At 69.7% G+C, this 17,626-nt stretch carries 18 protein-coding genes; 8 read left to right on the top strand and 10 right to left on the bottom strand.

What is annotated here, in order from left to right:
- Positions 1 to 97: 97 nt before the first annotated feature.
- Together QSK30_RS22355 and QSK30_RS22350 are read right to left on the bottom strand one after the other, a co-directional pair.
- On the bottom strand, positions 98 to 964 hold the full coding sequence (locus QSK30_RS22355; RefSeq protein ID WP_285505513.1) for a phosphotransferase: 867 nt from the start codon (positions 962 to 964) through the stop codon (positions 98 to 100).
- A gap of 14 nt (positions 965 to 978) precedes the next feature.
- Complete coding sequence (locus QSK30_RS22350) at positions 979 to 1,458, bottom strand: glycine-rich domain-containing protein (protein ID WP_502871865.1); 480 nt, start codon at positions 1,456 to 1,458, stop codon at positions 979 to 981.
- 133 nt (positions 1,459 to 1,591) lie between these two features.
- Here QSK30_RS22350 and QSK30_RS22345 point away from each other — a divergent pair, with 133 nt between their 5' ends.
- Entirely contained in the window at positions 1,592 to 2,206 is a 615-nt protein-coding gene (locus tag QSK30_RS22345; protein ID WP_285505510.1) for a helix-turn-helix domain-containing protein, read from the top strand.
- 25 nt (positions 2,207 to 2,231) lie between these two features.
- A complete protein-coding gene (locus QSK30_RS37180) occupies positions 2,232 to 2,726 on the top strand; it encodes an NsdA family TPR-like regulatory protein (RefSeq protein WP_502871868.1) in 495 nt (164 codons plus the stop codon).
- Between the two features lie 1,303 nt (positions 2,727 to 4,029).
- On the opposite strand, the gene QSK30_RS22340 is transcribed toward QSK30_RS37180, so the two are convergent.
- Entirely contained in the window at positions 4,030 to 5,109 is a 1,080-nt protein-coding gene (locus tag QSK30_RS22340) for an alpha/beta hydrolase (RefSeq protein ID WP_285505509.1), read from the bottom strand.
- Between the two features lie 122 nt (positions 5,110 to 5,231).
- On the opposite strand from QSK30_RS22340, the gene QSK30_RS22335 reads away from it, so the two are divergent.
- On the top strand, positions 5,232 to 5,792 hold the full coding sequence (locus QSK30_RS22335) for an NADPH-dependent FMN reductase (RefSeq protein WP_285505508.1): 561 nt from the start codon (positions 5,232 to 5,234) through the stop codon (positions 5,790 to 5,792).
- Here QSK30_RS22335 and QSK30_RS22330 read toward each other — a convergent pair.
- Entirely contained in the window at positions 5,789 to 7,648 is a 1,860-nt protein-coding gene (locus QSK30_RS22330) for a S9 family peptidase (RefSeq protein ID WP_285505507.1), read from the bottom strand. The genes QSK30_RS22335 and QSK30_RS22330 overlap by 4 nt on opposite strands.
- 152 nt (positions 7,649 to 7,800) lie before the next feature.
- Between QSK30_RS22330 and QSK30_RS22325 the strand changes: the two genes are divergently transcribed.
- Together QSK30_RS22325 and QSK30_RS22320 are read left to right on the top strand one after the other, a co-directional pair.
- Complete coding sequence (locus QSK30_RS22325; protein ID WP_285505506.1) at positions 7,801 to 8,016, top strand: hypervirulence associated TUDOR domain-containing protein; 216 nt, start codon at positions 7,801 to 7,803, stop codon at positions 8,014 to 8,016.
- A 99-nt stretch (positions 8,017 to 8,115) separates the two neighbouring features.
- Positions 8,116 to 8,739, top strand: coding sequence for a hypothetical protein (locus tag QSK30_RS22320; protein WP_285505505.1), 624 nt, complete (start codon positions 8,116 to 8,118; stop codon positions 8,737 to 8,739).
- A 119-nt stretch (positions 8,740 to 8,858) separates the two neighbouring features.
- Here QSK30_RS22320 and QSK30_RS22315 read toward each other — a convergent pair whose 3' ends face one another.
- The 3 genes from QSK30_RS22315 to QSK30_RS22305 all read right to left on the bottom strand — a co-directional run bounded on the left by QSK30_RS22315 (position 8,859) and on the right by QSK30_RS22305 (position 11,533).
- Positions 8,859 to 9,611, bottom strand: a complete 753-nt coding sequence (locus QSK30_RS22315) for a hypothetical protein (RefSeq protein WP_285505503.1) — start codon at positions 9,609 to 9,611, stop codon at positions 8,859 to 8,861.
- A gap of 303 nt (positions 9,612 to 9,914) precedes the next feature.
- Positions 9,915 to 11,363: a catalase gene (locus QSK30_RS22310; RefSeq protein WP_285505501.1), complete on the bottom strand. Its 1,449-nt coding sequence runs from the start codon at positions 11,361 to 11,363 to the stop codon at positions 9,915 to 9,917.
- A complete protein-coding gene (locus QSK30_RS22305) occupies positions 11,360 to 11,533 on the bottom strand; it encodes a hypothetical protein (RefSeq protein WP_285505500.1) in 174 nt (57 codons plus the stop codon). Before QSK30_RS22305 ends, QSK30_RS22310 begins: the two co-directional genes overlap by 4 nt.
- Positions 11,534 to 11,622: 89 nt before the next feature.
- Here QSK30_RS22305 and QSK30_RS22300 point away from each other — a divergent pair, with 89 nt between their 5' ends.
- Positions 11,623 to 12,834 carry an MFS transporter gene (locus QSK30_RS22300; RefSeq protein WP_285505499.1) on the top strand — a complete coding sequence of 404 codons (1,212 nt, stop codon included), beginning with the start codon at positions 11,623 to 11,625 and terminating at the stop codon, positions 12,832 to 12,834.
- A gap of 177 nt (positions 12,835 to 13,011) precedes the next feature.
- Here QSK30_RS22300 and QSK30_RS22295 read toward each other — a convergent pair whose 3' ends face one another.
- Positions 13,012 to 14,073: an aspartate-semialdehyde dehydrogenase gene (locus QSK30_RS22295; protein ID WP_285505497.1), complete on the bottom strand. Its 1,062-nt coding sequence runs from the start codon at positions 14,071 to 14,073 to the stop codon at positions 13,012 to 13,014.
- Positions 14,073 to 15,338 (bottom strand): aspartate kinase, encoded by a 1,266-nt coding sequence (locus tag QSK30_RS22290; protein ID WP_285505495.1) that lies wholly within the window; start codon positions 15,336 to 15,338, stop codon positions 14,073 to 14,075. The genes QSK30_RS22295 and QSK30_RS22290 overlap by 1 nt, the downstream gene beginning before the upstream one ends.
- Before the next feature lie 180 nt (positions 15,339 to 15,518).
- On the opposite strand from QSK30_RS22290, the gene QSK30_RS22285 reads away from it, so the two are divergent.
- Positions 15,519 to 16,736, top strand: a complete 1,218-nt coding sequence (locus QSK30_RS22285) for a putative hexosyltransferase (RefSeq protein ID WP_285505493.1) — start codon at positions 15,519 to 15,521, stop codon at positions 16,734 to 16,736.
- Complete coding sequence (locus tag QSK30_RS22280; protein ID WP_285505491.1) at positions 16,726 to 17,307, top strand: nitroreductase family protein; 582 nt, start codon at positions 16,726 to 16,728, stop codon at positions 17,305 to 17,307. Before QSK30_RS22285 ends, QSK30_RS22280 begins: the two co-directional genes overlap by 11 nt.
- Here QSK30_RS22280 and QSK30_RS22275 read toward each other — a convergent pair.
- A complete protein-coding gene (locus QSK30_RS22275; protein WP_285505490.1) occupies positions 17,288 to 17,626 on the bottom strand; it encodes a hypothetical protein in 339 nt (112 codons plus the stop codon). The two genes, QSK30_RS22280 and QSK30_RS22275, sit on opposite strands and share 20 nt — an antisense overlap.

The raw sequence follows: 17,626 nt of genomic DNA, 5'->3' as shown, positions 1-17,626 counted from the left end.
CCAGCAGGGCTGGCATCTCGCGGGCGACGTTCCAGACGCTGCTGCGATCGTGCCTCCAGACCGTGCCGGATAGTCGCTCGCGCGAGCGGGCGACCTACTACTTTTCCAGCCGGTACCGCACCCATTGACAAGCGGCGATGGTGGGTGCGGTCCCCGCGAACTTGCGTTCCCACAGACGGAGTACGGATGCCGAAAAGGCGGTAACACCTTCGGCGTCTGCTTGTCTGAAGCTCGGGATCTCGCCGGCCAACTCTTCCGCTTGTGATGGCGAGTGGCCAGCCGCGATGAATCGGATGATGGCGAAGGCGGGATCTATCCACGCAGCTCCGGTGCGCCACCATGCCCAGTCGATCACTCGCACCGAATCCGACACTAGAACGTTCGCTGGGTTCATGTCGGTGTGGATCAAGGCTGATCCGTCTATGTACTCCGGCGCCCGTGAGGCCCATCGGGTGAGGGTGGCCGCATTCTCGATGGACCACCCGGTTGAGCCATCAGAGGGGGCACTTTCGATCTCGGCACTCAGCGCGCGAGACCACTGAGTGGACATAGCGCGGCGCCCGGCCGAACTGGGCGGCGCTGGCAGCGAAGTCACGGTTCTAATCGCTGCCGTCACCGAGGGAATGTCAGGTGAGTTTGGCGAGAAGTCGGCATGCTGCCCGGGCACATACTCGAACCCGAGCAGCAGCCACCCCCCTTCTTCGACATGCCACAAGAGGCGGGGTGCGAGATCACTAGGCAAGAAGGGGCTCACACCAATCTCGTTGTGATGCATGACGGAAAGAGGCGATGCCGTTGTGACACCCTTGCAGAAGAGCGGTCCCTCTGCCGTCCACAAGGTGCTGGCCAGTTCCGAGTTTCGGCCAGATGTCGCGGATTCCGCCTTGAGGATGGGGCCGGTCCGATCTTCAACCGCACGCCTCACCTGTTCAGGCAGATCGCCCCACTCACGACGGGTCGTCATGCACATCCCTCGATCTAGCGGCAGAAGCTGCCGTCACCGTCGCCTTGGCCGCAGTTGGTGCATCCGGAGTGGCACTGCGAGCAGCTGCCCGCGTCCGTTGCCCATAGGTCGGCGTCCACCTCGAAGCCAGCGGCCGTCAATGTCTCCACCGTAGAGGCCAGCGCGGCGCGCATCGCGGTCCGGGTGGTGGACGGGCGGGTGAACTCGTCGGGAACGTGGTGGAGGAACCCGGCCCCCAGGTGTTCGCAGAACTCGGCGTAGTCGCGGGTGTTGAGGATGAACGTGTGCCAGCCGAGGTCCACCCGCTGGCTCGGGCGGAGGTTTCTCCCGGGGTTCTCCGCGCATACCGCGAGGAACGCGAGGGTGGCGTTGACGATCCGCACTGGCTCGTCCCCTGTCATTCCAGCGTGCTCGCGGATCAGTTGCCCAACCAGGCGGCCGTGCAGGCTCTGTGAGATCGAGTCAGCCGGATTCCGCACGATAGCGAGCGTCATGACTTCCCCTTTGCTTCCACTGTGCACTGGGATCTTCAGCTATACCGGGAGCCTTGCGCCCCAGGAGTAGCGTGACTGTCGCGGAATGTCATCGGTAGGGCTCGGGCGTCCACAACCAGGGGGAGCGGTCCGCGTGCACGAGACTGGGCGAGTGCTTCGAGCAGCGCGACTGAGTGCGGGGCTGAGCCTGGCAGCGCTCGCCGGCCGCGTTCACTACAGCAAGTCAACGCTCGGCATGGTCGAGACTGGGGAGCGCACAGCTACGCCGGACCTGATAGCCGCTTACGAACGAACGCTTGGCGTTCAGGGGTTGGGTGAAGACGTGAATCGACGGGAACTTCTTGCAGCAGCAGCGGCAGTCCTCGCGGGCACCCCAGGCTCGGACCCACTCGCTCGACTCTTGGATGGCTTGACGACAGCCGACCAACCCGGCCAGGTGGGCCGGTCGGAGGTTGCGGCCGTTCAGCAAGCCACAGCGGTCTACACGACGATGGACTTCCGCTTCGGTGGCGCCGTGGCCGCGGACTTGGCCGCAGGTGCCCTCAAATGGGCTGTGGGCCTTCTAGACGGCGACACGCGAGTGGCGCTCTGCGGGGCCGTGGGGGCGCTTGCGGACCGCACGGCGTGGACGCACTTGACGCAGATCGGACCTACTCCGCTCGCCAACTGTCGACCCTGGCACTCCGGACTGCTGACGCAGGTGCCGATGCCGATGCCGATGCCGATCTACGCGCTCATGTCCTGCTGAACATAGCGGCGCAGATCGGGGACGCATTGCCTGCCGCAGCCGTGAAGCTGGTCGAGGGGGAGCCCTCGATGACCGCCGTGTCTGTTCCCTTGAGCGTGCGAACCTGCACGCGGGCCTGGCGGGACACCTCGCTCGGTCTGGCGACCCAAGGCAGGCTTTACGGCACATAAGTGAGGCGGAAACGCTGGCAGCTCGTGGCGGCGACGTACCTGTTTGGGCGGGTTTCCTGACTCAAGACCACCTCAACTCGATCATCACTCAAGCGCTGGCGGCTGCCGGTGAACACGACGAGGCGATCAGGCGGTTCGAGGACTTATTGCCGCGCATAGGCGCCGACCGCCTTAGAGGCCGCGCCGGTCGGATGATCGACCTTGCCGAGGTGTACGCGGCAACCGGGGAACGAGAGCGAGCCAGCGATCTCGCAATGCAAGCAGGTCAGGCACTGCGAGATGTTCGCTCAACGCGGGTGACGGCTAGATTGACCCTGTTGCAGGAACGCGTAGGCGGATCTACCGCGTAGGTAGCCAGCCCTAGCTGGTACAGCTGTTGACGATCAGCGAGCTGCAACAGTGGGGGCGGCGCTGCCAGCGAGGTCCCTAGAACGAGCCGAGGTCAGCGTTCTACAAGGACTCTGACTAACAAGAGCGATAGGTTCCGCCCACTGGTTGCGAGCAGGACCTATCCTCCGGATTAGCTTGCTATACTCGGGAAGTTTCGGTCCATTGCTGTCGCTCCGTCTTCTACCACTGGATCAAGTGGCGCATCCGCCAACTAGCCGAGACCATCCGGTGCAAGATCTCGAGCGGCGTCACACTCGGTTCGTCGAGCAAATGACTGAAATGCACGATGACACCCCGTTCCAACTTGCGGCTTCCGAGCGAAGAGGTCGCAGGTAGGTGCCGCTGGCCACCTTTGCCTGTCCCTGCCCACGACTGCGGTGACATCCTGTTGACGTCGGGTCAGGTCAGCAGACTCGTGTTCTGTGACACTGAGCGGACGTATGGGACACGCGTTGCCCGCCCATCGGCACGCGTAGAGGTGGGAGGTTGTCAGTGGTTGAACAGCCAGACGTGGATCAGAAGCTTGTTGCGCGAGAACATCTGCGGGAGTTCACCAAGCTCGCCTGGCCGGGCGACTGGCCGGAGAACCTGACACCGGAGGAAGCGGAGTACTACGCGGGGATCGTGGTGAATCTGTGCACGATAGGTCGTGAAGTAGCGTCGACTCTCCGCGCTCGCCTGACGGTGCACTCCACTCTAGAAGGAGCTCACCGTGATTCTGAGGGACTCAATGTGCTTGCAGGCTGCGAAAGTGCGCTCGCAGAAGCTCTAACCAGGTCTGTACAGTTCAGGAACTCTCTCACGTAGGCAGGCTGCTCATGCCGTAACACCAGGCTCCCGAATGGCGTTGGCAAGCGGGAGTGGTGTGTCGTCGGCGAGAGGACGCTCGGCCCTAGCCGAGTTGACGGTGTCGGCATGACTCAAGTGGACACTCGACCAGAGAACGACGTCCTGGATGGCTTGTCGCGCCGCATCTTGGTGAGCCATGGGACCCGAGAAGGCAGGTGTGGCAAGGAAGTGCTCGATGGGGTGGAGTGGCTTTGTCTGGGGAGAAAAGAGGCGCTAGCCTGGTTGAGGCGTGGGTGATCCCTTTCCCACCCGCTTCACCCCGGCGCCTCTTTTCTTAGGGGCCCCAGGCAAAGCCGCTCCACCCCATCGAGCATCACCACGGCGCGGGCACCCTGCGGGTGCCGAAACTGCTCTCCCCGAGCAAGGCCCCACCGCAGGACCGAGCACTCGGCGATGGCCGGAGCGAGCGAAGGGTTAGCGGGAGCGGAACAGGTCGGCGGGGGCGGGGGCGGTCAGTACCAAGGCGGCGGCCAAGGCGCCTGCGGCTTCGGACAGGGCCTCTCGGAATCGGGTCCCCACTCCCACGAAGTTCACGTAGCCGTGGATCAGGTCGGACTGGCGGCTCAAGACCACCGGCACTCCTGCGGCGCGGAGTGCGTGGGCGTAGGCCTCGCCTTCGTCCCGCAAGGGATCGAACCCAGCCGTGGCAACGTAAGCGGGGGGAAGGCCGGATAGGTCCGTTGCGCGGAGTACCGAGAAGCGGGGGTCGGCGCGTTGGGTGAAGTCTGGGCAGTAGTGGTCGCAGAACCAGTCGATGTCCGCACTGGTTAGGAAGAAGCCGTCGGCGAATAGGTCGCGGGAGCGGCGGCGGACGGTGGCGTCGGTGCCGGGGTAGAACAGCAGTTGGAAGGCCGGGCGTGGGCCGCCCGCGCGGGTGGCCTGGTACGCCGTGACCGCCGCCAGGTTGCCGCCCGCGGAGTCGCCGCCGACGGCGATCAGGTCCGGGTTCACACCCAGGGACGCAGCGTGGGACGAGGCGTAGTTGAACGCCGTCAGAGCATCGTCGGCCGCTGCTGGGAAGGGGTGTTCGGGGGCCAGTCGGTAGTCGACGGAGAGGACCTTGACTCGGGCGTGGACGGCGAGGAAGCGGCAGGTCTGGTCGTGGCTGTCGAGTGTGCCCAGGACCCAGCCGCCGCCGTGGTAGAAGACCAGGAGTGGGGCTCGGTCGCCCGCGCCCTCCGGGGTGTAGAGGCGGGCCGGGACTCCGTTGGCGTCGATGGCGCGGACCGCGACGGGTTCGATGCGGGGGCCGTTCACCAGGTGGGTGGAACGCTCCAGGTTGAGCCGGGACCGTTCGGGGGTGCGGTCGACGAACGAGTGCCCGGCCATCCGGTCGAGGGCGAGCAGCAGTTGGGCGTCCAGCGCGAGCTCCTGGCCGTCGATGCGGATCGGTTTGCCCGCGATGAGCCGCTTGACCTGCCTCGGCAGGGCGAACACCGCCTGCGCCGCCGCGGCCTGCACGCGGATCGGGACCCGGTTCACCAGCGCTGACATGCGGCCTCCTGAGCTCGTCCTGAGCTGAGGTTACCCGCTAGTAGGCTCGGCGGTCACCTCGGACTGGACCTCCACCGCGATGGAGGTCGTACCGTCGGCGAACCGGTGGAAGGATAGGTCTGGTGACAGTTTCTGTGGTGGGTATCGGCGGGTCGCTGCGCGCGGACTCGCAGTCCGAGCGCGCGTTGCGGATCGCCCTGGCGGGCGCGGCCGAGGCCGGTGCCAAGACGACGGCGCTCACCGGCGCCGACATCGTGCTCCCGTTCTACGACCCGGCCGTGCCCGACCGCACGGACGCCGCGCGCAGGCTGGTGGACGAGCTGCGCGAGGCCGACGGGGTGATCCTGGTCTCCCCCGGCTACCACGGCACGATCTCCGGCCTGGTCAAGAACGCCCTGGACTACGTCGAGGACCTGCGCACCGACGAGCGCGTCTACCTCGAGGGCCGGGCCGTCGGCTGCGTCTCGACGGCCGCGGGCTGGCAGGCCGCAGTCGGAACGTTGACCGCGTTGCGCTCCGTCGTGCACGCCCTGCGCGGGTGGCCGACGCCGCTGGGTGCGGCGGTGAACTCGATCGGGACCACCTTCGACGAGGCGGGCGAGTGCTCGGACCCGGGCGTCTCGACGACGCTGCGGACCATCGGCCTGCAGGTCGTCGAGTTCGCCCTGGCCCGGGCGCGCTAGCTCGGGTCGAGCGCGCCGGCTCGGTCGAGCGCGCGCAGCGCGAAGCTGACCTCGATCAGCGACTGCTTGATCGTCTCGGCCACCACCAGCGAGCCGTGCCCCGCGTCGTAGCGGTACACCTCGTAGGGCAGGCCGCGGGTGGCGAGCCGGTCGAGGTAGTTGTCGATCTGGCGGATCGGGCAGCGCGGGTCGTTCTCGCCCGCGATCACCAGCACCGGCGCGCGCACCTGGTCGACATAGGTGATTGGTGAGCACTCGGTGTACAGGTCGGGCAGGTCGGCCGGGGAGCCGCCGAACAGCGCCCGGTCGAACGCGCGCAGCGGTTCCATCTCGTCCTCGTAGGCGGCGTGGTAGTCCGCGACCGGGACACCCGCGACGCCCGCGGCCCACAGGTCGGGCTGGGTGCCCAGGGCGAGCAGGGCGAGGTAGCCGCCCCAGGACGCGCCGTTGACCACGCAGCGGGCCGGGTCGGCGAGGCCGGACTCGACGGCCCAGGCGTGCACCGCCCGCACGTCGGCGAGTTCGGTGAGCCCCGGCCTGCCCTCGATCGCGTCGCGCCAGGCCGAGCCGTAGCCGGTGGAGCCGCGGTAGTTGACGTGCACCACGGCGAACCCGGCGTCGACCCACAGCGCGCGGTAGGCGGAGAAGCGGTCCTCGTCGGCGGCGTGCGGGCCGCCGTGCAGGCTGAACACCGTGGGCAGCGGGCCGTCCGGGGCGTCCACCGGACGGGCGACGAGCGCGTGCACCCGACCGTGCTCGGTGTCGACGAACGCGTCGGTGAGCGGCGCGCTGGTCGGGGCCCGCTCGCCCGGCGGGGTGAGCAGGACCCGCTCGGTGCCGTCGGCGAAGCGGGCCCGCACGGCCGAGGGCTCGGCGGCGCTGGACCAGGAGTACTCGACGGTGTCGTCCGGGCGCGCGTGCGCGGAGCCGATGGAGCCCGCCGGTGTGTCCAAAGTGGTCAGTTCACCGGTGGCGATGTCGTAGCGGTGCAGGGTGTCGCGGGCCTCGTGGGTGTGCGCGACCAGCAGCGCGCTGCCGTCGGTGTACCAGTCGGCGGCCACCTCGCCGGGCAGGTCGAGCGCGATCTCCCGCTCGGTGTCGGCGGCGACATCCCAGATCAGCAGCTCCTCGCGGCCGCGGCGCTCGTGCAGGACCAGCAACCGCTGGTCGCCCTCGACCGGGCTGAACGAGATCCCGGTGAGCCCCTTGCCCTTGCCGTCCCACTTCTCCGCCACGGCGGACCCGTCGGCGACCGAGAGGACGCGCAGCGCGGGGTGGCGGTTGTCGCCGTGCTCGGAGTGCGCGATGGCCAGCAGCGTCTCGTCGTAGGAGAGCGCGGCGACACCGCCGTCGTGCTCATCCCGGTAGACGACCTCGGCCTCGGCGTCGCCGCGGGCGAGGAAGATCGTGGTGCCGTCGTCGTCGGCCACGCCGACCACCCGCACCTCGTCGCCGATCTCCAGCCCAGCCGGGTAGCCGGCGGGGGTACCGGGGACGGCGGGCGGCGCGTCGGCACCCGCCGGGCGCCCCCCGAACGGCTCCCTGACCCAGGTCCCGAACTCGTCGCCGTCCGTGTCGGCGAACCACCAGATGTGCTCGCCGTCGGGGGACACGGTGGCGTGCAGGGTGCCGTTGGGCCGGTCGGTGACCTGGCGGTGGGTGTCGGTGGCCCGGTCCCAGGCGTAGACCTCCCAGACGCCGCTGGCGTTGGAGACGTAGACGGTCCGGTCGGGCGCGTGCAGGGCCCAGTCGGGCAACGAGACCCGCGCGGCGTGGAAGCGCGCCCGCCAGCGGGTCTCGGCCTCGTCGTCGGCGAACAGGCGGTCCGGTACCTGGGCGACGGGATGTGTGCTCACGCCGCCGATCCTGCCAGGCCGCCGGATCCCGCGTCGCCCGCTGTTCGAGCGGGGCGGGGGCGGCCGCGCGACCTGGTCGCCGGGCATCAGACCACGTCCGACGCACTGCGCGAGGGCGCTTGACCTGGGGTTATCGCGGGTACCCGGGCGCCATGCACAAATACCGCAAGGGCACCGGGGTCAAGTGGAAGTGGGGCACGGGCTGGGCGTCGGCGAAGGTCGTCTCGGCGCACGAGGAGACCGTGACGCGCACGCTCAAGGGTTCGGAGGTGACCCGGCACGGCAGCGCGGACGACCCCGCCTACGTCCTCGAGCAAGACGACGGCGGGCACGTGCTCAAGCTGCACAGCGAGCTGTCCACCGACTGAACAACCCCTGCTCTACCTGGACTAATGTCGTCTGATTCGAACATGTGTGTCATACCCCCGGGCTACGATGGTGATCGACAACGACCGAGGGAGCCGCCCATGGGGAACGTCGTGATCACTGCTTCGTCCTTCGCCGAGTACGTCGCCGGGGACCGCAGGAGGCGGACCGAGATCGTCACCTCGGCGCACGAGCGCGAGGCCGTGCCGGAGCACTACGGGCGGGTGTTCTACCGGCCGATCCTGACCGCGATCGCCGCGGCCGCGCGGTCGCAGGACCCGGCGGCGGGGCTGGCCGAGGTGGTGGCGGCCGCCGAGCTGACCGGGCAGCCGCGCGCGTTCGAGGAGGTGGCCGCGGGGTTCCTCGCCTGGTGGCGCGGTTCTCGGCTGAGCGCGGTGCCGCACTGGGCGACCACGCTGCGGGTGCGCGAATTGGACCTGTCGGTCACCCCGCACCTGGCGGTCCGCGACCGCAAAGGAAACCGGCAGGTGGTGCTGTTCCACCTGAAGGAGGCCCCGCTGACCCGCGACGGCGCGAATGCGGCGCTGCGGTTGCTCGAGGTGTGCGTGGACGACTTGTTGCCCGGTGCGACGCCGTTGGTCGTCGACCTCCGGCGGTCCCGGGAATACCGGCTGCCGCGGAACACGAACATCACCACTCTGGACGCCTGGCTCACCGCGGAGGCGTCGGCCTATACGACGCACTGGCACACGACCGCGCCCTGATTCCGCCGCGATAAACCACCCGGGTCGACGACCCGGCGAAAGGCCGGTAATCCGATCCGGGGCAAGGATCGGATTACCGGCCCGCGCTATATCAGCACACGGGAGAAATACGGGGTAAATCAGCCACCCAGGCCGCCGAGGCCACCCAGGATCCCGGTCAGGCCACCCAGCCCACCGGTCAGCCCGCCGACCACCGGCAGACCACCGGTCAGGCCGCCCAGGCCACCCAGGCCGCCGGTCAGCCCACCGAGGCCGCCGGTCAGGCCGCCCAGCCCACCGGTCAGGCCACCGAGACCGCCGAGGCCACCGGTCAGCCCACCGAGACCACCGGTCAGGCCACCGACGACCGGCAGCCCGCCCAGCAGGCCGGTCAGGGTGCTCAGACCCGGGAGCCCGCCGCCGCCGAGGCCGCCGAGCAGGTTGTTCAGGGTCGACTGCAGGGTGTTGAGCAGGCCGGACAGCACGCCGCCGCCGGGCAGGCTGTTCAGCACGTTCAGCACGGCCAGCAGGCTGCCGAGGTCAGGGATGGGCAGACCGCCGGGGATCGGCAACCCACCGGGGATCGGCAGGCCCCCCGGGATCGGGAGGGCCTTGAGCAGGTCGGCCGCCGCGGTCTCGGCCTTGGCGGCGTCCGCCGAGCGGTCCGTGGACTTGAGCTGGGCGGCCGCCGTACGCAACTGGTCGATCGCGTTGCGCGCACCCAGGTAGTCGTTGGCGTCCACTGCCTTCTTCAGGGCGGCGTCGGCGCTCACGATCTGCTGGGTCTGCGCGGCCGTCACGGAGGCGGTTTCCGCCTGCGCCATTCCGGCACTACCGAGGGCAAGAACTGTACCCGTAGCAGCCGCGGCGACGAATCGTGCGATCTTGTTCATCGGGTTTTCTCCTTGTCGGTTGTCCAGGTGCGGACAACTCAGTGAATACCCAAGAAAGCGGATCCGAAATGCGGGCTGATCACCATTCACGATGCACCATTCGCAGCGTCAAGCACGGTGAGGCTTGATGGTTACCTTCGGGTGAATGCCGCTCGGGAGGAAATCACCGGGTGTCGCCACCGGCCCGCGTCCCACCCGACCGTGCCCTGCCTTACGGGCGGGTGTAGCACGATCGGTGCCTATTCAGACGGAACTGGCCCGGTCCACCACGACGGGTGAACCGGGCCAGGACAGCGCAGCGGGCTACTTCGGGAAACCGTCGGCGACCTTGTCGCCGAGGTCCTTGTCGACGTTGCGCCAGTACTCGAAGACGCGCTCGAGCACCGGCTGGGACACGTCGTTGGACGCGTGCCCGATGATGTTCTCCGCCAGCCGCTGGCGCTGGGCGTCGTCGAGCACCTCGCGGACCAGGGTGCCCGGCTGGCCGAAGTCGTCGTCCTCGGCGTGCAGCCGGTAGGCCGAGCGGATGACCTCGTCCTCGATGCCGTAGGTCGACACGGTCTCGGCCGCGTAGGCGGCGTCGGCGTGCGGGCCGCCGTAGGAGTTGGGCGCGTAGACCGGGTCGCCCGGGTTGTTGTAGCGCATCGCGCCGTCCTTGGAGTACGAGTTGACCTCGGACTTGGCGGCGTTGACCGGCAGCTGCGCGTAGTTCGCGCCGATCCGGTAGCGGTGCGCGTCGGGGTAGGCGAACAGCCTGCCCTGGAGCATCTTGTCCGGCGACGGGCCGATGCCCGCGACCAGGTTCGACGGCTCGAACGCCGCCTGCTCGATCTGGGCGAAGTAGTTCTCCGGGTTGCGGTCCAGCACGTAGCGGCCGACCTTGATCAGCGGGTAGTCGCCGTGCGGCCACACCTTGGTCAGGTCGAACGGGTTGAACCGGTAGTCCGCGGCGTCGGTGTAGGGCATGACCTGGACGTGCAGGGTCCAGCTCGGGTGCTCGCCCGCCTTGATGGAGTTGAACAGGTCGCGGATGTAGTGGTCGGCGTCCTCGCCCGCGATCCGGTCGGCCTCGGCCTGGGTGAGGTAGCCGATGCCCTGGTCGGTCTTGAAGTGGTACTTGACCCAGAACTTCTCGCCGCCGGCGTTCTCCCACAGGTAGGTGTGCGAGCCGTAGCCGTTCTGGTGGCGCCAGTTCGACGGGATGCCGCGGTCGCCCATCAGCCAGGTGACCTGGTGCGCGCTCTCCGGGCGCAGGGTCCAGAAGTCCCACTGCATGTTCGCGTCGCGCAGGTGGTTGTCGGCGCGGCGCTTCTGCGAGCGGATGAAGTCCGGGAACTTGATCGGGTCGCGGATGAAGAACACCGGCGTGTTGTTGCCGACCAGGTCGTAGTTGCCCTGCTCGGTGTAGAACTTCACCGCGAAACCGCGCGGGTCGCGCCAGGTGTCGGGTGAACCGCTCTCCCCGGCGACCGAGGAGAACCGGATCAGGCTCTCGGTGCGGGTGCCCGGCTGGAAGAGCCCGGCCTTGGTGAACTGGCTGACGTCCTCAGTGACCTCGAGGAAGCCGAACGCGCCGCCGCCCTTGGCGTGCACGACCCGCTCCGGGACCCGCTCGCGGTTGAACTGCGCGTTCTTCTCGATCAGGTAGTGGTCCTGAAGCAGGATCGGACCGTTGGCCCCGACGGTCAGCGACTCGTTGTCGCTGCCGACGGGGATGCCGACGTTGTTCGTGGTGGGCCGGGCAGTGGTCATGCTCGTCCTCCCGTGCTCTCGGTGGTGGGTTCGGGTTCGGTGGTGGCGCCGCGGTCCGGGCGGGGGTGGGCACCGGTCCGGCCGCGGGCACCCGCTCCCACGGTCGCGCGCGGGTCGACCGGCTGCCAGTCGAGCGCGGCGGTGCGGGTGTTCGGCGGGTGCATCGCCACCACCGAACCATCTTTTCTGGAACGAGTCAAGAAAACACTCGGAGATAACCGGTTGACCCGGAGGGCCCCGGTCGAGTCCCATCGGGGTCATGCAGCAGTACCGCCGAATGCTCGGCCTACCCGGTGTGCGGACGCTGATGCTGCTGATGCTCTTCGCCCGGATCCCGGTCTCGGCGGCCGGGATGGTGATCACCCTGCGGGTCGCGGTCGGGCTCGGCCGCGGCTACGGCGAGGCCGGGCTGGTCGGCGGCATGGCCACCATCGGCATCGCGGTCGGCGCGCCGCTGATGGGGATGGTGGTCGACCGGTACGGGCTGCGGCCGATGGTGCTGCTGGCCACGGTGTGCGAGGCGGCGTTCTGGGTCTGCGTCCGGTTCATGTCCTACCCGGTGCTGCTCGGCGCGGCGTTCCTCGGCGGGCTGATGGCGCTGCCCGCGATGTCGATCGGCAGGCAGGCCATCGCCGCGCTGGTGCCCGAGGGGTTGCGGCGCACGGCGTACTCGGTCGACTCGGTCTCGGTGGAGCTGACCTACATGGTCGGTCCGGCGGTAGCGGTGCTGCTGGCGACCTCGCTGTCCACCGGCGCGGCGGCGACCGCGCTGGGTCTGGCCGTGCTCGTGGTGGGCACCGCGCTGGCGGTGGTGAACCCGCCGGTGCGCGGGGCGCACGAGGAGGCCAAGGGGGCCGCCCGCCTGCCGCGTCGGGAGTGGCTCACGCCGCGGTTGATCGGCGTGTTCGCCATCGGCGGCGGTGCGGTGTTCGTGCTCGCGGGCATCGATGTCTCGGTCGTGGCGGCCCTGCGCGGGTCGGGGCAGCTGGACTGGACCGGCCTGCTGATCGTGATCACCTGCGCCGCCTCGGCGGTCGGCGGGCTGGTGCACGGCGCGGTCCGGCGGTCGCTGCCGCAGGTGGCGCTGATGGGCCTGCTCGGGCTGCTGACCGTCCCAGTTGGACTGTTCGCGGGCCCCTGGTGGCTGCTGGCGCTCGCGCTGGTGCCGTGCGCCGCGCTGTGCGCGCCGACGATCGCCGCCACCGGCGAGCAGGTCGCCCGGCTCGCGCCCTCGGTGATGCGCGGTCAGGCGACCGGGTTGCAGAGTTCGGCGTTCACCCTGGGCGCCTCACTCGGCGCGCCGGTGGTCGGGTTCGTGGTGGACCACACCGCCCCGGCGTGGGGTTTCGCCGTGGCCGGGCTCGGCGGCCTGGCCATCGCGGGGCTGGCCCGGCTGCTCGGCGCGGGCCGGGCCCAGCCGGTGGAGCGCACCGACAGCGCCAGCCTGACGTCGTCGAACCCCGTGTCGTAGTCGCCGCGCGTCGGTGGGCCTCGCCGGTGGCGGTCAGGCAGTCGGGCCCGTCGTACTCCTGCCGGGCGCAGTCGCCCCACACCGGAATCGTCCGAGTCGGGTCCCCGCGCGGCACAGCGGTGAACGCCGTCGCCGGGCAGGTGCCGTGCACCCACCCGGCGACGGTCGATCAGGGCGTCACAGCCGGGCGGCCAGCGACTCCGCGATCTCGTAGGTGTTCAGCGCGGCGCCCTTGCGCAGGTTGTCGCCGCAGACGAAGAAGTCGAGCGTGTTCGGGAAGTCCAGCGCCTGGCGGACCCGGCCGACGTAGGTGGGGTCGCCGCCGACGACGTCGGCCGGGGTCGGGAAGACCCCGTTGGCCGGGTCGTCGACCAGCACCACCGAGGGCTGGGCGCCCAGGATCTCGTGCGCCTGGGCCACGGTGACCGGCTCGGCGAAGGTGGCGTGCACGGCCAGCGAGTGCGTGGTGACCACCGGGACGCGCACGCAGGTTGCCGAGACCTTCAGGTCCGGGATGCCGAGGATCTTGCGGGCCTCGTTGCGGACCTTGAGCTCCTCGCTGTTCCAGCCGTCGGCCTTGACCGAGCCGGCCCACGGGACCACGTTGAGCGCCAGCGGCGCCGGGAACGGCGAGTCCTCTTGGGACAGTCCGGCGGCGGCCAGCGCCTCGCGGACGTCGCCCGCGCGGACGCCGACCTGCTTGCCCGCGACCGCGGCGTACTCGGCGTGCAGCCGGTCGACGCCGTCCTGGCCCGCGCCGGAGGCGGCCTGGTAGGAGGCCACCACCAGCTCGCGCAGGCCGAACTCCCGGTGCAGGGCACCGATCGCGGCCATCATGGACAGCGTGGTGCAGTTCGGGTTGGCGATGATGCCGCGCGGGCGCGAGTCGATCTGGTCGTTGTTGACCTCGGGCACCACCAGCGGGACGTCGGTGTCCATCCGGAACGCGCCCGAGTTGTCCACCGCGACCGCGCCGCGCTCGGCGGCGATCGGCGCCCAGTGCGCGGAGACCTCGTCGGGCACGTCGAACATGGCCACGTCGACGCCGTCGAAGACCTCCGGCGCGAGCGCCAGCACGGTCAGCTCCGCGCCGCGCACGGTGATCTTCTTGCCCGCCGAGCGCGGCGAGGCGATCAGCCGCACCTCGCCCCACGGCCAGTCCGACCGGCCGTTCAGGATGTCGATCATCACGGTGCCCACGGCGCCGGTGGCACCGACCAGGGCGAGTACCGGTGCCATCAGCGACCACTCCCCGCGTACACCACGGCGGCCTCGTCGCCGCCGAGTTCGAAGGCCTGGTGGATGGCCAGGACCGCCTCGTCGAGCTGGGTGTCTCGGATGAGCACCGAGATCCGGATCTCCGAGGTGTTGATGATCTCGATGTTGACCCCGGCCTTGGCCAGCGCCTCGCAGAAGGTCGCGGTCACCCCCGGGTGCGAGCGCATGCCCGCGCCGACCAGCGACACCTTGCCCACGTGGTCGTCGTAGAGGACCTGGGTGAAGCCGAGCTCCTCGCGGATCTTCTCCAGCGCCTCGACCGCGGTGGGGCCGTTGCTCTTGGACAGGGTGAAGGTGATGTCGGTCTTGCCGGACACGGTGCTGGAGACGTTCTGCAGCACCATGTCGATGTCGATCTCGGTGTCGGCCACCGTGCGGAAGATCCGCGCGGCCACCCCGGCGTGGTCGGGCACGCCGACCACGGTCACCTTGGCCTCGGACCGGTCGTGCGCGACGCCGGTGATCATCGCCTGTTCCACGGTCAAGTCCTCCATTGAGCCGGAGACGATGGTCCCGGGCTTGGTGCTGTACGACGAACGGACATGGATGGGCACGCCGTAGCGGCGCGCGTACTCGACGCAGCGGAGCATGAGCACCTTGGCCCCGCTCGCGGCCATCTCGAGCATCTCCTCGTAGGTGACCCGGTCGAGCTTCTTGGCGTCCGGGACGATCCGCGGGTCGGCGCTGTAGATGCCCTCGACGTCGGTGTAGATCTCGCACACGTCGGCGTTGAGCGCGGCGGCCAGCGCCACCGCGGTCGTGTCGGAACCACCGCGGCCCAGCGTGGTGATGTCCTTGGTGTCCTGGCTGACGCCCTGGAACCCGGCCACCAGCACGATGTGGCCCTGGTCCAGGGCGGCCTGCACCCGGCTCGGGGTCACGTCGATGATGCGCGCCTTGCCGTGCGCGGAGGTGGTGATCACGCCCGCCTGCGAACCGGAGAACGAGCGCGCCTCGGCACCCAGGGCGCTGATCGCCATCGCCACCAGCGAGTTGGAGATGCGCTCGCCGGAGGTGAGCAGCATGTCCATCTCCCGGCCAGGCGGCACGGGGTTGACCTGTTTGGCGAGGTCGAGCAGCTCGTCTGTGGTGTCGCCCATCGCGGAGCAGACGACCACCACGTCATTGCCGGCTTTGCGGGTGGCCACGATCCGCTCGGCCACGCGTTTGATCCGGTCGGCGTTCTCGAGCGAGGATCCGCCGTACTTCTGGACGACGAGCGCCACTGCGTGCAACCTCCTCCGGGCGAGTGCGCGCCGAAGGCTCCGAACGGCCCGACGCCGCACATCGCGATGAGCCTACCTGCGCCGTCACCGGAGTCTCGCGGCTCTTGTGGCACCCGCCACTGCGGCGGCCCGGCGGCTACTGTGACCCTGCCAACTGAGGTGTCGGGGGAAGGATCGGCGGTGTCCGCGACGGACGTGACGCGCTCCGCGGCCGAGGTGACGGTCGAGGAGCCCCAGGTTGAGCGACCGGAGGCACTGCCGGTCCGGCGGTGGAGCTCGGGCCGGGTGCTGCGGTTGTTCGCGCCCGCGCTGGTCTTCCTCGGCGTCCGGGAGATCGGCCTGCTCGGTCTGAGCTGGATGGCCGGGCGCAACGGTGTCTCGGCGAGCGAGGCACTGCGCTCCTGGGACGGTCAGTGGTTCCTGTCCATCGCGGCCAACGGCTACGCCGGGGTCCCGACGAACCTGGTCGACGCGTTCGGCAGGCGCAGCGCGGAGACGCCGCTGGCGTTCTTCCCCGGCTACCCGACGGTCGTCGGCTGGGTCAGCGACCTGGGGTTCAAGCTGGTGCCCTCGGCGCTGGCGGTGACCATCGCCTTCGGCGTGGTCTGCGCCTACGGGCTCACCCGGCTGGGCACCCTGGTGCGCGGCGGTTCCTGGCGCGCCGGGCTGGTGCTGGTGGCCCTGTTCGCCGCCTCGCCGATGTCGATCGTGCTGTCCATGGCGTACTCGGAGGCCATGTTCTGCGCGTTCGCGGTGTGGGCGCTGGTGTTCGTGCTCGAACGACAGTGGATCGCGGCCGGGCTGTGCTGCGCGGCCGCCGGACTGGTCCGGCCGACGGCGGCGGCGCTCGTGCTGGCGGTAGGGCTCGCGGTCGTGGTCGCCGTCGTCAAGCGGCGCGACGGCTGGCGGCCGTGGGTGGGCGGGGCGATCGCGCCCGTCGGCCTCGTCGGGTACCTGGCCTGGGTCGGCGCGCGGACCGGCGAGTGGGACGGCTGGTTCACCCTGCAGGAGCGCGGCTGGGACTCCGGTTTCGACGGTGGCGCGGCGACGGTGAAGTTCAGCCTGGACGTGCTCGGCAACGCCCGGTCGGTGCTGGAGGTGGCCACCGTCGGGATGATCGTGGTGGCGCTGGTGCTGCTGGCGGTCGCGGTCCGGCAGCGGGTCCAGTGGCCGATCGTGGTCTACACCGCGGGCGTGCTGGTGATGGACCTGTGCTCGAACGGGCTGATGAACTCCAAGGTGCGGCTGATGGTGCCCGCGATCGCGCTGCTGGTGCCGGTCGCGGTGGCGCTGGCCAAGCGCAAGACCTCGACCATGGTGCTGGCGCTGGCCGGGGTCGCGGTCGCGGGCTCGTGGTTCGGCGCGTACTCGGTGACGGCGTGGGGCTATGCCATCTGAGCCGCACGAGTTGATCGGGGCCCGCTGGAGTCCGCGCGCGCTCGACCCGGCGGGTGTGGTGAGCCGGGAATCGTTGCTGCGCATGCTCGAGGCCGCGCGGTGGGCACCGTCCTATGGGAACACCCAGCCGTGGCGCTACCTGGTGGGGCCGCGCGGGAGCGACACCTTCGACCGGGTCTTGGCGTTGCTCAACATGGGCAACCAGGCGTGGGCGCACCGAGCGGGCGCGTTGCTCGTCGCGTGCGCGGATACCGCCAACGCCAAGGGAGCCGTGCCGTACGCGGAATACGGGGTCGGGCTGGCGACGGAGAACCTCGTGCTGCAAGCCGTCGCCGAGGGCTTGGTGGCCCACCAGATGGCCGGGTTCGACGCGCCGGGCGTCGCGCGGGAGTTCGGTCTACCCGAGACGGTGCGACCGCTGGCCGCGATCGCCGTCGGGGTGCTGGGACCGCCGAGCCTGTTGCCGGAAGACCGCCGGGCCAGGGAAACCGCGCCCCGCAAGCGGTTGCCGCTGACCGAGACGGCGTTCACCGGTCAGTGGGGCACGGCGTTCAGCCCAGACGGCGGATGAGCTTGACGACCACAGAGGACACCACGAGCCAGAAGATCGCCGCGAGCCCGTAGTTGATCAGCAGCCCGAGCTTGGCGTCCTCGGGGGTGAACAGGTTCTTGAAGGCGAGCGAGAGCGGCTCGGCGAACCTGCGCACCAGGGTGGAGATCGGGTTGTCCGGATTGGCGTTGCCCATCACCAGCACCACGTGCACGACCAGGACGAGCGCGACGAGCAACCCGGCCCAGCGCACCACGGTGGCCACGACACCCACCACCGCGGCCCGCGTTGCGGCGGGGGCGCGGCGGTGGGTGTCGCGATCGGACTCGTTCGCGGCCAT

Source organism: Actinokineospora sp. NBRC 105648, from assembly GCF_030269645.1.
In the GTDB taxonomy this organism is placed as follows: Bacteria; Actinomycetota; Actinomycetes; order Mycobacteriales; family Pseudonocardiaceae; genus Actinokineospora.
Note: the sequence above shows the minus strand (reverse complement) of the source record. Positions and strands in the feature narration are given on the sequence as shown.